The organism is Streptomyces tuirus, from assembly GCF_014701095.1.
Lineage (GTDB): Bacteria > Actinomycetota > Actinomycetes > Streptomycetales > Streptomycetaceae > Streptomyces > Streptomyces tuirus.
In genome coordinates, this window is record NZ_AP023439.1 from 232,502 (window position 1) to 245,562 (window position 13,061).

12 protein-coding genes are annotated in these 13,061 nt (G+C 72.1%); 11 read left to right on the top strand and 1 reads right to left on the bottom strand.

Features of this window, described 5'->3' with window-relative positions; genetic code table 11:
- The first annotated feature begins 77 nt into the window (after window positions 1–77).
- The 11 genes from IGS69_RS01085 (at window position 78) to IGS69_RS01135 (ending at window position 12,595) form a co-directional block, all read left to right on the top strand.
- Window positions 78–2,774 carry a helix-turn-helix transcriptional regulator gene (locus IGS69_RS01085; protein ID WP_190896044.1) on the top strand — a complete coding sequence of 899 codons (2,697 nt, stop codon included), beginning with the start codon at window positions 78–80 and terminating at the stop codon, window positions 2,772–2,774.
- Between the two features lie 153 nt (window positions 2,775–2,927).
- The gene (locus IGS69_RS01090) at window positions 2,928–4,565 is read left to right on the top strand and encodes an MFS transporter (protein WP_385862448.1); all 1,638 of its coding nucleotides are present in this window, start codon (window positions 2,928–2,930) and stop codon (window positions 4,563–4,565) included.
- Window positions 4,566–4,583: 18 nt separating this feature from the next.
- Window positions 4,584–5,108 (top strand): hypothetical protein, encoded by a 525-nt coding sequence (locus tag IGS69_RS01095; RefSeq protein ID WP_190896048.1) that lies wholly within the window; start codon window positions 4,584–4,586, stop codon window positions 5,106–5,108.
- Window positions 5,109–5,231: 123 nt separating this feature from the next.
- Window positions 5,232–5,429, top strand: coding sequence for a hypothetical protein (locus tag IGS69_RS01100; protein ID WP_030847793.1), 198 nt, complete (start codon window positions 5,232–5,234; stop codon window positions 5,427–5,429).
- A gap of 75 nt (window positions 5,430–5,504) precedes the next feature.
- A complete protein-coding gene (locus IGS69_RS01105) occupies window positions 5,505–6,167 on the top strand; it encodes an HdeD family acid-resistance protein (RefSeq protein WP_232543402.1) in 663 nt (220 codons plus the stop codon).
- A 129-nt stretch (window positions 6,168–6,296) separates the two neighbouring features.
- Complete coding sequence (locus IGS69_RS01110) at window positions 6,297–7,652, top strand: hypothetical protein (RefSeq protein WP_190896050.1); 1,356 nt, start codon at window positions 6,297–6,299, stop codon at window positions 7,650–7,652.
- A 193-nt stretch (window positions 7,653–7,845) separates the two neighbouring features.
- A complete protein-coding gene (locus IGS69_RS01115) occupies window positions 7,846–8,313 on the top strand; it encodes an SHOCT domain-containing protein (RefSeq protein ID WP_190896052.1) in 468 nt (155 codons plus the stop codon).
- Between the two features lie 46 nt (window positions 8,314–8,359).
- Complete coding sequence (locus tag IGS69_RS01120) at window positions 8,360–8,809, top strand: DUF7144 family membrane protein (RefSeq protein WP_190896054.1); 450 nt, start codon at window positions 8,360–8,362, stop codon at window positions 8,807–8,809.
- Between the two features lie 21 nt (window positions 8,810–8,830).
- Window positions 8,831–10,183: a diacylglycerol/lipid kinase family protein gene (locus IGS69_RS01125; RefSeq protein ID WP_232543403.1), complete on the top strand. Its 1,353-nt coding sequence runs from the start codon at window positions 8,831–8,833 to the stop codon at window positions 10,181–10,183.
- Between the two features lie 194 nt (window positions 10,184–10,377).
- Complete coding sequence (locus tag IGS69_RS01130; protein WP_190896056.1) at window positions 10,378–11,478, top strand: right-handed parallel beta-helix repeat-containing protein; 1,101 nt, start codon at window positions 10,378–10,380, stop codon at window positions 11,476–11,478.
- Between the two features lie 88 nt (window positions 11,479–11,566).
- Window positions 11,567–12,595, top strand: a complete 1,029-nt coding sequence (locus tag IGS69_RS01135) for a methyltransferase (protein WP_190896058.1) — start codon at window positions 11,567–11,569, stop codon at window positions 12,593–12,595.
- Window positions 12,596–12,708: 113 nt separating this feature from the next.
- Here the strand turns inward: IGS69_RS01135 and IGS69_RS01140 are convergent, their stop codons facing one another.
- Entirely contained in the window at window positions 12,709–13,041 is a 333-nt protein-coding gene (locus IGS69_RS01140; protein WP_097222667.1) for a TcmI family type II polyketide cyclase, read from the bottom strand.
- Window positions 13,042–13,061 lie beyond the last annotated feature (20 nt).

Below are 13,061 nucleotides of genomic sequence, written 5' to 3' on the forward strand. Positions count from 1 at the left end.
CGTGCGCCCGAGCAGGAAGGCTGGGATCCTGAGGGTGGAAGCGCTGCCCATGACGTGGCCCTGACCCGACAGGGGTGATGAGCGCCGTGTCGGACCTGCCTGCGCGTGCTCAAGAATCCGCGGTTCCCGTCCTTCCGCCGTTGTCGCACACCGACCCCCTGGGCAATCCGTTCCTGCGTACACGGTTCGCCCTGCCCGCGAGGCCCCGCACGTACCTGAGCCGCCGGCGGCTCGTCGACCACCTCGACCAGGCCTTCAAGACGCCGCTGACTCTCCTCGACGGCCCGGCCGGAGCCGGCAAGACCCTGCTGGCCGCCGAGTGGGCCTCCCGGCAGAGCCCGCCGGTCGCCTGGCTCTCCTTCGACAGCGGGGACAACCGGCCCGGACTGTTCTGGGCCTACGTTCTGCAAGCCCTGCGCGCTTGCGGTGCCCCGCCGTCCGATGCGGTCGGGACACCCGTCAACGCGTCCCGGGTGAGCCGCAGGCTGCTGTCCACACTCGCCTCCGAGCTGAACGACCGCGAGCGGCCCGTGCTCCTGGTGCTCGACGAGTACGACCGCGTGGCCGACACGAAGATCGCGGAGCAGTTGGAGTTCGTCCTGCACCACGCCGGCCCGGGACTGCGCCTCGTCCTGGTCACCCGCACCGAACCGCTGCTCCCGTTGCACCGCTACCGGGCGGTCGGCGACCTGACGGAGATCCGCTCGGCCGAACTGGCCTTCACTCCCGAAGAGGCCGCCGCGCTGCTGGAACTGCACGGTGTGAGCGTTCCGATCCAGGCGGCACGCAGCCTGGTCGACCGCACCCGGGGCTGGGCCGCCGGTCTGAGCCTGTCCGCCCTGGCCGCCCGGGAGACCTCGGACCCCGAGCTGTATCTGAAGGAGTTCGAAGCGGACCGCAGCACGGTCGCGGACTTCCTGCTGGCCGAGGTCCTCAAGCGGCAGACGCGCGAGACCCAGGACCTCCTGCTGCGCGTGAGCGTCCTGGACCGCTTCTGTCCCGATCTGGCCAACGCGCTGACCCAGCGCATCGACGCCGAGCCCCTCCTCGCCGGCCTGCACCGCGAGAACGCGTTCGTCGAACGGCTCGGGCACTCCTGGTACCAGCTCCATCCGCTGTTCAGGGAGATCCTGCGGGCCCATCTGCGCGTCCGCCTGCCCGGGCTGGAGCCCGAACTGCACCGACGGGCCGCGCGGTGGCTGCGACGCCACGGCCATCTGCCGGAGACACTCGCCCACAGCGCCGCCGCGGACGACTGGGACCTCGCCGCCGGTGCCCTCGTGGACGACCTCGCCATCGGACGGCTGTTCACCGGCCCGAACGCGCACGACCTGGCGCAGTTGTTCTCCCACATGGGGCCCGAGGCGAGAAGCCCCGCCACGGACCTCGTGCGCGCCGCCCACGACCTGTCCCACCACGACCTCGATCACGGCCTGGCGAGCCTGCGCCACGCCGAGGAGAAGCTCGCCGACGACGACCGCGACCTCGCGGCCGCACGCCTGAGCTGTGCGCTGCTGGAGGCCCTGGCCGCCCGGTTGTCCGGAAGTCCCCCGCAGGTGGAGAAGGCCGCCGAAACGGCCGCTGAACTACGGCATGAGGTACCTGCTCACCTCCTGGACAAGCATCCCGAACTCACCGCCCTCCTGCTGACCCACGTCGGCTCGACCCTCCTGTGGGCCGGGCGTTTCGAGGACGCCCGGGCCGTCCTGAACACCGTGACCGGCGCTCCGGGCGGGCCGTCCACCGAGGCGCCCCGGGAGGAGGCGATGGGGCACCTGGCCCTGCTCGACTACCTCAACGGCTGGCCCGGCCGGGCGGAGCGCAAGGCCTTGGCGGCGGTGTCCGAGGCGGATCGGCCCGGTCCGCCCCAGCCGACGGGCTCAGTGATCGGGCGGCTGGTCCTGGCCGCTGTGGCGGTCGACCGCGATGAGCTGGACCGGGCCCAGGCCCTCATCGACCAGACCGCCGATCTTCCCTTCGAAGCGCGCGACCCGGTGACGGCGGCGGGGCGCGCCCTCGCCGCGGCTCGCCTCCTGATGGCCCGGGGCAAGATGCGGGCCGCGGTCGAGGCGGTGGCCCCGGCCGTACCCGCCGCCGTGGCCTCCCCGTGGGCGGCGAGCCAGGAAGCACTCGTCACCTCGGCCGCCCACCTGGCGGAGGGACGGCCCGACCGGGCCACCGAGGCACTCCGGGCGGTCTCCGGCGAACAGCCCGTCTGCGCCGTGGAGGCCGCGTCCATCCAACTCGCCGCACGGCGTACAGCGGCGGCCTTCGACCTGCTCGACAGCATCCACGCCGAGGAACGCACCGGCCCCGCGGTGACCGTGCGGGCGGCACTGGTGCGGGCCCGGGCCGCCGACGCGGCGGGAGACACGGCAACCGCCCGCAGGCTCCTGGCCCAGGCGCTCCTCGACGCAAGGCGCGAACGACTGCGGCGTCCGTTCCTGGACGCCGGAGCGTGGATCCGGCCCCACATGGCCACGGCGCCGCTGCACGATCTGGCGGCGGGCTGGCTCATGCCCGCCCCACCGCTCCCCCGCGAGCGGCAGGGACCACCGCCGCCGCCCGCCCCTCTCGTCGTGGTGGAACTGAGCGCGCGTGAACGCGACGTCCTTGAGCGGGTGGCCCGGATGATGTCGACGGAGGAGATCGCCGCCGACCTCTACCTCTCGGTGAACACGGTGAAGACGCACCTCAAGAGCGTGTACCGGAAGCTGGCGGTGAACCGGCGCGGCGAAGCGGTCCGCCGCGCCCGCGAGCTCCGGATGCTGTGAGCCCCGCGCCGGTGCGGGAGTCCGGCCCCCGGCCCTCTCCCCCCTCGTGGGTGAGGCGGACGGTGCGCGCTTCGGGGTGGGATGGGGGAGCCGGCGAGTGCGCCGGTGGCGCATACCCGGGACTCCCCGGCCCTACCGGGCCGACTCGGCGAGGTGGACACCGTGAAACGCTGGCGGGCTCTGATCATCCTCGGTGCGGCCCAGTTCCTGATGGTCCTGGACACCTCCGTCATGAACGTGTCCATCAGCCAGTTGGTCGAGGACTTCGACACCGAGGTCACCGCCATCCAGGCGGTCATCACGCTGTACGCACTGGTCATGGCCGCCTTCATGCTCATCGGCGGCAGGCTCGGGGACATCGTGGGGCGCCGCCGCATCTTCCTCGCCGGGATGGTCGTCTACGGCGTCGGGTCGGCCATCACGGCTGTGGCACCCACTCTGTGGGTCCTCACGCTGGGCTGGTCCGTCATCGAGGGGCTCGGCGCCGCCATGGTGCTCCCCGCCATGGCGGCCCTCGTCGCGGAGTCGTACCGGGGACGCGACCGGGCCATCGCCTACGCGGTCATCGGCGGGCTCGCCGGTGCCGGGATCGCGGTCGGCCCCCTGCTGGGCGGCTGGGTGACGACGTATCTGACGTGGCGGCTGGTCTTCGCGGGCGAGGTCGTGGTGGTCGTGGCCGTGTTGCTGTGCCGCCGGGTGATCGCGGCTCCCGCTCCGAGCGGGCCGCGCCCCCGGCTGGACTGGGTGGGTGCGGCTCTCTCCGCGGCCGGACTCGGTCTCGGCGTACTCGGCGTGCTGCAGAGCGGCACGTGGGGATGGGTACAGCCGCGCAACCCGCCCTTCACCGTCTTCGGCTTCGCTCCGACTCTGTTCGTCGTCGGCGCCGGGGCGGCCGTCCTGGCCGTCTTCCGGTGGTGGGAGCGACGGCGCGACGAGGCGAACGCCGATCCGCTGGTGCACCTGTCCCTGCTGCGCAGACCCGTGCTGCGGTCCGGCCTGATGACGCTGCTGAGCCAGAACCTCATCCTGCTGGGGCTGTTCTTCACCATTCCGCTGTACTTGCAGGTGGTCCAGGGGTTCGACGCGTTCGAGACGGGCCTGCGCCTGCTGCCGGTGTCCGCCACCATGCTCGTGACCTCTCTGGGCGCGTCCACGCTGGGGCGGGTGGCGGGGCCGCGGCGGGTGGTCCGGCTGGCCCTGACCACGCTGGTGGCGGCCGTCGTGTGGCTGCTGGCCACCATCGACCCGGTCATCGACGACGCGCAGTTCGCCGGAGCCATGGCCCTGCTGGGCGTGGGAGTCGGCCTGCTCGCCTCGCAGTTGGGCAACGTCGTGCAGTCCGGCGTCGGCGAGGCGGAACGCAGTGAGGCGGGAGGGCTTCAGTTCACGGCACAGAATCTGGGCTCGGCGCTGGGCACCGCGCTCATCGGATCCCTGCTCATCGGCGCGCTGGCCGGTGCCTTCACCACGCGGGTGGAGGACGATCCACGGTTGTCCGGGGAAACGCGCGACCAGGTCGGTGTCGCCCTCGAGGCCGGTATCACCTTCCTCCCGACCGATCAGGTGCGCTCGGCGGCCCAGCGCGCCGGACTGCCGCCGTCCGAGGTCGAAGCCGTCACGGACTCCTACGCCTCCGCGCAGCTGCAGGGTCTCAAGGCGGCGATCCTGGCCACCGGCGGCATCGCCCTGGCCAGTTTCCTCGTCACACCGCACCTGCCGACCGCCCGGCAGAGCCGGCCGCGGGAACGGGACCCCGATGCTCCGGCCGGAGCGACCGGATCGGCGCACTGAGACCACAGGGGGCCACTCATGTCCAGGACCACACCCGCACCGGCCGACCGCGGCAAGCGCCGGGTCGAGCGCCGGGCCCGCGCGGACTACACGGGCGGCGTCTACGGGTCGATGCTCGCGGCCTCCGTGGTGGTCGGCGCCGGCTCCCTCGGGTCGCTCCCCCGGGCCGAGATGGTCGTGCTGCTGCTCCTCACCGGAGTGGTGTTCTGGATCGCGCACGTGCATGCCCAGCTGTTCGGGGCGCGCCTGGCCCAACAGGCTCCGGACCGCCGCCTCGTGATGGACGTGTGCCGTGACGAGTGGCCCATCGTCAAGGCCGCCGTCCCGCCGGCGGCCGCCGTGGCGATCAGCCCGCTCCTGGGGCTGGACGTCCGGGGGGCACTCTGGCTGGCTCTCTGCGTCGCCGTGGTCGGCCAGGTCGGCTGGTCCGTGGCCGCGGCGCGCCGCGCCGGTGCGTCGCCACGGCTCATGGCCGTCACCGCGTCGGTCAACCTGCTGCTCGGCCTGCTCATCGTCGCCGTCAAGATCGTGCTGAAGCACTGACCCCCGGCGTCCCGTCAGCGGGCGGGTCACCTGCTCCGGGTGAGGTTCGGACCGGCACGGAGGCGGAGGATGGAGGAAAGGGCGCCGTCCGCCTGTCCCGGGAAGCCGTGGGAGGACAAGTTCGTGCGCTACGAGATCCGCGTCGAGGGACACCTCTCGGAGACACTGGCCAAAGCCTTTCCGGAGCTGGGCCATGTGGTCATGGCCGGCCAGACGGTTCTGTTCGGCCCCGTCGTGGACGAAGCGCATCTGTTCGGGCTGCTGGCTCGCTGCCAGTCACTGGGACTGCGGGTCGTGGAGATGCGGCCGGTACCGGAGTAGGGCTACGGCGACCGTCCCGGGCCGCGTCACAGCCTTCGGCACATCGCCGCACCTCGATCAATACGAGGAGGAGTCATGACCATGCCGCGTGGTCCGTCATCGCTCCCCGGGCAGGAGCACCACTCCGACGGAGCGGTCCTCATCGCGACGGGTGACTCCGCGTACGGCCTCGCGCGGCTGGGCCGTTCCTGGACCTGGCTGCTGAGTTCGGCCGTGGCGACGCTCGTACCGGGCGTCCTGATTCTGGTCTGGCCGGAGGCGACCCTGCACGTCCTGGCCGTCCTCATCGGGCTCTACCTGCTGGTGAGCGGGGCGTTCCGGTTCGTGTCCGTCTTCGGCCGGGAGGAGCACGGGGAGCGGCTCCCGGCGCTGGCCGTGGCCGTGCTCTACGTCCTGGCCGGGGTGCTGTGCCTGCGGAACCCGCTGCAGACGATCGCCGCGCTCTCGCTGGTCGTCGGGATCGTCTGGCTGGTGTCCGGAATTCTCACCCTCTACACGGCGGTCGCCGCCAAGGACCTGCCGCACCGCGGTGTCGTCCTGGGTGCCGCGGTGGTCGGCATCATCGCGGGGATCGTGGTGCTCGCCCTGCCGTCGGAGTCGGCCCGCGCCCTGACCCGGCTGCTCGGCCTGTGGCTGGTCCTGCTGGCCCTGGCCGAGGCGGCGGTCGCCCTCGCGTGGCGGGCCGCGCTCCGCAAGACGCTCGCCCTCGGGCCGCACGGTCCTTCCGGTGCGGCCTGACCCCGCTCACCACGCTCCGGGGGACGCCGGGCACACCCGGGTCCCCACGGGACCCGACGCCTCTCCTCCCCCATCCCGTACGACGCCCCACACAGCCTTGGGCGACGCACACTCACAGGGGGCGCACCCATGAACCCGGCCGCATCCCCGGACCCGCGGCACCCCGGCGAAGCCGCTGATCCGGACCACGTCATGACCGCCGAGGAACGAGCGGAGTACGAGCAGCTGCGCCGGCACGCGGCGGTACGCCACCGGCGGGCCCGGCGGGCCGGCGCCTGCCTCCTGCTCGTGCTGACCCTGCTGCTCGCGCCCCTGGCCGTCGTCGCCGCCTGGGTCCAGGACACGGTCTCCGACACCGACAGGTATGTGGAGACCGTCGCGCCGCTGGCATCCGAGCCGCCCGTGCAGGAGGTCATGATCAACCGGCTGACGGACCGCGTGGTGAACAACGTCGACGTCGGGGCGGTGACGGACGCGCTCGTGCGGACCCTCCAGGACTCGGGGGCGCCACCGCGCGTCGTCGACGGGGCCGCGTCACTCGAAGGCCCGCTGCGCGACGCGGTCAGGACCGTCGTGGACCGCACCGTCACCGGCGTGATCACCAGCGATGCCTTCCAGCAGGTGTGGGAGGGCGCGAACCGGCGCTCGCACGCCGCGGTGGTGAACATGCTCACCGGTGACCGCGAGGGCGCCCTGACCTCCGAGGACGGCGCCGTCCAGCTGGACGTGGGAGAAATCGTCGACCAGGTGCGGCAGCGGCTCGTCGACGCGGGCTTCGACAAGGCCGCCGCCATCCCGGACGCCGACCGGACGATCACCCTGTTCGAGACGGAGCAACTGGACAAGGCGCAGGACGCGATGCGGCTGCTGGACGTCCTCGGGGCCTGGCTTCCCGTCCTCACCGTCGTACTGGCCGCACTCGCCGTGTGGACCGCACCGGCACACCGGGTCATGCTGATGATCACCGCGACGGGTGTGGGCGTGATGATGGTGGTGCTGCTCGTCGCACTGGCCGTGCTCCGGCGCGCGTACCTGAACTCGGTCCCGCCGGCGGCCCTGCCCGGCGACGCGGCCGCGGCCGTCTACGACACCTTCGTCCGGTTCCTGCGCGACAGTGCGCTCACGCTGCTGGTCGTGTCGGTGATCACCGCGCTGGTCGGGTACCTGTACGGCCCCGGGCGCCTCGCCCGGGTCGTCCGCACGGTGGCGGACCGGGGTACGGCGGCCACCGGCAGGGCCCTCGAGCACGCGGGAGTGCGCACCGGTGCCGTGGGGCGTCTGCTCGCCGACCACCGCCCGTGGATCACCGGAGTGGTCATGACGGCCGGAGCTCTGGCACTGGTGTTCTGGAACCATCCCACCGTCGGAGCGGTGGCGCTCGTCCTCGGCATCGCCCTGGCCGTACTGATCATCCTGGCGGTCCTCGCCGCCGCCGGACCGGCCGACCGGGCAGCGGGGCGGGCGACACAACAGGCGACTCCGTGAGCCATGATCCGGGCATCCGGCTGAGGACAGGGAGACCCGGTCCACGCGGGCACGGCAGCACGGCTCGGTACCGCATGTCCGCCCTCCACCGCACGATCACCCGTACCGGGTGAGGCCGCCGGTGCCCTGGCGGGCTCACGCTGAAAGCAGCGCGCGCCGGCGGCCCGGCGAGCACCGGGAGACGGAGGAAGACATGAGCGCATCGACGTATCTGGCGTACGACTACCCCCTGCTGAGCGTCTTCTGGAGCATGCTCCTGTTCTTCCTGTGGATCATGTGGTTCGTTCTGCTCTTCCGCGTGGTGGTCGACATCTTCCGTGACGACGACATGAACGGCTGGGCGAAGGCCGGCTGGCTCGTGCTGACCGTCCTGCTGCCCTTCCTGGGCGTCTTCGTCTACGTGATCGCCCGCGGCAAGGGCATGGGCCGCCGTGAGATCGCGCAGGCCCGGGCCCAGCAGGAGGCCTTCGACGCCCGCATCAGGCAGGCCGCGGGCACCGAGGGCCGGACCAGCAGCGTCGACGAACTCGCCAAGCTGTCGGAGATCCGTGACCGCGGCGGCATCACGGACGACGAGTTCCGCAAGGCGAAGGAACTCGTTCTGACCGGCCACGCACCGGCCGGCCCCTCGGGCTCCACCGACCGCGCCTACGACCGTTGAGCGTCCTCATCACACGAGCCGAGTCACGGGAGCCGAGGCACGCACGATGACCGCGACAGACACCCGGCCCACCCCTTCGGCGAAACAGCAGTGGGCCACCGGCCTGGCCGCCTTCGCGGCCGTGATGCTCTTCCTGGTCGGGCTGCTCGCCGTCTTCCGTGGTGTCTCGGCCATCGCCGAGGACGACGTCTTCGTCGTCACCCGCCGCTACGTCTTCGAGTACGACCTGACCGGCTGGGGCTGGATCCACCTCGCCCTGGGCGTGATCGCCCTGATCGTCACCGTCGGGTTGTTCCGGATGTCGATGTGGGGGCGCGTCGCCGGTGTGGCCATCGCCGGACTCGTCATCATCGCGAACTTCCTCTCCCTGCCGCAGTATCCGGTCTGGTCGGTCGTGATGATCGCGCTCTCGGGCTTCATCATCTGGGCCCTGTGCGTGGTGCGGGCCGACAACCTCTACGACCTCTCCGAGGACGCCCCATCACGCGACCTGTGACGCGAAGGGCAGGCAGTACAGGTGCAACGACAGGTCCGGCACCGGACGGCACCCACCGAGGCGGCAGCCGCCACCGCCCGCGAGGGCAGCCCCGGACGGGCACGCCTCGCCCTGCTCGCCCTGCTGGGAAGCATCCTGGTGCCGCTGGTCACGGCCGGTCTGAGAAGCGTGCTGTGGGTACTGGCCGGAATCGCCGCACTGGCGCTGGCGGCCATCGGGGGGTGGTTGATCCTGGCGCACACGGGAGTGGTCCGTGCCGTCGGACTGGTCCTGGCCCTGGCCGCGCCGTCGGCGGTCCTTGCCCTGTACGCGGCGGCCGGCATGCTCTGGGCGGCCTGTCTGTCCCTCGCGCTGTGGGGGCTCGCACTGGTGACGGCCCGTAGCGCACTGCCCTCCGGCCGCACCGCCTCCGAGCAGACGGCGACGACGGCGCCCCGCCACCCCTGGATCCTGATGAACCCGCGTTCCGGCGGCGGCAAAGTGGGCCGTTTCGACCTGATGGACCGGGCCCGGGCGGCCGGTTGCCGTGTGACGCTGCTCGACGGGGAGCAGGACGTCACCGAGCTGGCGCGGCAGGCCGTCGCCGAGGGAGCCGATCTGCTGGCCGTGGCCGGGGGTGACGGCACCCAGGCCCTGGTGGCCGAGGTCGCCGCGCGTCACGACCTGCCCTTCCTGGTGATTCCCGCCGGCACCCGCAACCATTTCGCCCTCGATCTCGGCCTCGACCGCGACGATCCGGCGGCGGCCCTGGAAGCCCTGGCCGACGGCGTCGAACTCCGCGTCGATCTCGGGTTCGCCGCGGACCGCGTCTTCGTCAACAACGCCTCCTTCGGAACGTACGCGTTCGTCGTCACCGATCCCGCCTACCGGGACGCCAAGGCCCGCACCACCCTGCGCACGCTCCCCGGTCTTCTCACCGGCGAGGAGGCGCCGAGGCTGCGGGCGCGGGCCGGCCGGACCCACGTCGAGGCACTCCAGGCCCTGCTCGTCAGCAACAACCCCTATGGGCGGGCCGTCGACGCCGCCAACCCCGGGCGCAGGGGGCGGCTGGACTCGGGGCTCCTCGGCGTGGTGTGCGTGCGCGTGGGCAGCGCCGTCCAGGCGGCAGGCCTCGTGCGCGGTCCGGGTTCCGGGGGAGGACTGATCCGGCTGAGCGCCGCGACGGTCGTCGTGGAAGCGGACACGGACACCCTCCCGGCCGGCATCGACGGAGAGCACGTCCTTCTGCCGTCACCCGTGGTGTGCCGCGTCGCGCCCGGCGCGCTCCGGGTGCGCGTGCCGCGCCGGCGCCCCGGCGCCTCGCGGGTCGGTGACGGGACGGCCGACTGGCCGGCCGTGGTGCGGCTGGCACTGAGCCCGCCTCGGCGCGCATGACACACGCGCCGGCAAGTGCAACGTCCGCTACCGCAACGAGGTCAAGGGCGAGGCGGTGCGTACCCTGCGCACCCACCGTCCCCCCGGCATGACCGACGCCACCGTCGGGGCCTTGGGTGCCCTCTCGGCAGGGCCACGCCGCCGGATGGCCCATCCCACCGGTTCGCGACCTTTGTGGACATAACCTCCGCGATATGAACAAATGCCATATCGCATACCTGGCGTGCGCCGCGGCGCTGCTCGGGACGGGTCTCGGGGCCGCTCCGTCGTCCGCCGGTCACACGGTCCATCTGGTGAGGCCCGGGGAATCGATCCAGAAGGCGGTGGACAGCGCCCGGCCGGGTGACACCGTTCTGCTGGCGCACGGCACCCACCGCGGAAGCGTCGACGTGACCACGCCCGGACTCACCTTGCGCGGGATGGGCCGCGGCACGGTGCTCGTACCGGGGGCGGGCGCGGGCGCCACCACCGTTCCCACCGGCACGGCGGGCGCCGAAAGGGCCGCCGGCAGCTGCGCCGCGGCCGGCAACGGCATCTGTGTCGCGGGCACGAAGGACCACGGCGTCGACGACGTCACCATCGCGTCCCTCACGGTGACCGGCTTCGCCAAGACGGGCATCCACGCCAACGAGGCCGACCGGCTGACGGTGCGGAACGTCACCGCGGTCCGGAACGGGGTGTGGGGTATCGCCACCGAGCGCTCGGCCCGTGGCGTGTTCCGCGGCAACACCGCCCGGGACAACGGCGACGCGGGCCTGTTCCTCGCCAACACGGTGAAGGAGGAGGAAGGCGCCACGGACACCGGGGGAACGGTGGTGGAGCGCAACCGGCTGGAGGGCAACCGGATCGGCGTCACCGTCCGCCGGCTGCGCAACCTGACCGTCGCGGGCAACCACCTCACGGGCAACTGCGCGGCGGTCTTCGTCGTCGGCGACGAGAACAAGCCGAAGGCCGGTCTCGTGACGGTGCGCGAGAACCGTATCGAGCGCAACAACAAGTCCTGCCCGAAGACCGCCAGGCTGGACGCCCTGCAGGGGTCCGGCATCGTCCTGACGGGCACCGAGGACAACCTGATCACCCACAACGTGATCAGGGACAACGTCGGCACGTCCCCGCTCTCGGGCGGCATCGTCGTGTTCAAGAGCTTCGTCGGCACGACCAGCGAGCGGAACCGGATCAGCGACAACCTGCTGGAGGGCAACTCCCCGGCGGACCTGGTCAACACGGACCCCGGCGAGGGCAACACGTTCCAGGGCAACTCCTGTCTGTCGTCCAAGCCCGCAGGTCTGTGCTGACCGCACACCGGCACAGGCCCTCGACGGGCCTGGGAGTCCCACGACCGTTCAGTGATCACTTCGCTCGATCCACGTAGAAAGGCGGCACATGACGACCACTCAGCCCGCTCCTCCGCCGTCCATGCGGCTGCGGGAACTCGCGTTCGGGGCGGCATGTGCCGCCGCCCTGCGCGCGGCCGCCCGGCTGGGCGTCGCCGATGCCCTCGGTGACGAGCCCATGGCCGTGGAGGACATCGCGGCCGCGGTGAAGACCGAACCGGGCCCGCTGCGACGGGTCCTGCGGGCCCTGTCCTGCTACGGCGTGTTCGCCGAACACCCGGACGGCACGTTCGCGCACACCGACGTCTCCCGGTTGCTGCGCGAGGACGACCCCCACAGCCTGCGCGCCATCACACTGTGGTGCACCGAGCCGTGGACCTGGGACGTCTGGCCCAAGCTCGACGAGGCGGTGCGCACCGGCCGCAACGTGGTGGAGGACCTGTACGGCAAGGAGTTCTTCCCCTACCTCAACGAGGACGCCCCGGAGTCGGCGGACGTCTTCAACCGCGCCATGACGACCTCCAGCGTGCAGTCGGCGCAGGACGTCGCCGCGTTCCTCGACCTCACGGGATGCGCCTCGGTCGCCGACATCGGCGGCGGCCAGGGGCACGTGGTGGCGAGCCTGCTGGACAAGTACCCGGACCTGCGCGGGACGCTGCTCGACCTGCCCCGGGTGGTGGAGAACGCCGTCCCGAGACTGCGCACGGGCGGCGACCTCGCCGACCGCGCGCAGGTCGTACCCGGCGACGTCCGGACGGCCGTCCCGGTGAAGGCCGACGTCTACGTCATCAAGAACATCCTGGAGTGGGACGACGAGAGCACCACCCGTACGCTGCGCAACGTCCGCGAGGCCGGCGGCCCCGGGACGCGGGTGGTGGTCATCGAGAACCTCGTCGACGACTCTCCCTCCATGCGGTTCAGCACCGCGATGGACCTGCTGCTGCTCCTCAATGTCGGCGGGGCGAAGCACACCCGCCAGAGCATGGTGGACCGGCTCACCGAGGCCGGCCTGGTCATCGACGACATCAGTCCGGTCAACCCCTATCTGCACGCGTTCGACTGCCACATCCCCGGCTGATCCGACCGCGTCCCGAGGGGCCCGGTGATCCCGGGACTCCCTCGACGCAGACAGACCGACGGCCGCCGGGTCCGCGACGCTGCGGACCCGGCGGCCGTCGAGTGCCGGCTGCGTCAGCCGGCCGGCTCGCGCTCCCAGAGGTAGAAGCGCTGCGCCATGGCGTCCTTCGGCGAACGCCAGGTGTCGGGGTCGTACGCGCTGACGTACGCGGACAGGCGCTCGCTGACGTCCCGGAACTCGGGATGCCCGGTGATCTTGGCGATGGCCGGTCCGGGGTCGCGCTCGGACTCGATCAGGTGCATGTACACATCGCCGAACTGGAAGAGGCTGCGCCGGGTCACGCCGACGAGGTGCGGCAGCTCCCCGCGGTCGGACTCCGCGAACACCTTGGCGATGTCGGGCGCCGATCCCGGGGCCATCCGGGCGACGATCAGGGCTTGGTGCATGGGGCTGTTCTCCGTCCGGC

What these genes read in the sequence shown, in the direction of transcription:
- IGS69_RS01085 (WP_190896044.1), top strand. Translation starts at nt 78, where the DNA reads ATGAGCGCCGTGTCGGACCTGCCTGCGCGTGCTCAAGAATCCGCGGTT.
- IGS69_RS01095 (WP_190896048.1), top strand. Translation starts at nt 4,584, where the DNA reads ATGTCCAGGACCACACCCGCACCGGCCGACCGCGGCAAGCGCCGGGTC.
- IGS69_RS01105 (WP_232543402.1), top strand. Translation starts at nt 5,505, where the DNA reads ATGACCATGCCGCGTGGTCCGTCATCGCTCCCCGGGCAGGAGCACCAC.
- IGS69_RS01110 (WP_190896050.1), top strand. Translation starts at nt 6,297, where the DNA reads ATGAACCCGGCCGCATCCCCGGACCCGCGGCACCCCGGCGAAGCCGCT.
- IGS69_RS01115 (WP_190896052.1), top strand. Translation starts at nt 7,846, where the DNA reads ATGAGCGCATCGACGTATCTGGCGTACGACTACCCCCTGCTGAGCGTC.
- IGS69_RS01120 (WP_190896054.1), top strand. Translation starts at nt 8,360, where the DNA reads ATGACCGCGACAGACACCCGGCCCACCCCTTCGGCGAAACAGCAGTGG.
- IGS69_RS01130 (WP_190896056.1), top strand. Translation starts at nt 10,378, where the DNA reads ATGAACAAATGCCATATCGCATACCTGGCGTGCGCCGCGGCGCTGCTC.
- IGS69_RS01135 (WP_190896058.1), top strand. Translation starts at nt 11,567, where the DNA reads ATGACGACCACTCAGCCCGCTCCTCCGCCGTCCATGCGGCTGCGGGAA.
- IGS69_RS01140 (WP_097222667.1), bottom strand. Translation starts at nt 13,041, where the DNA reads ATGCACCAAGCCCTGATCGTCGCCCGGATGGCCCCGGGATCGGCGCCC.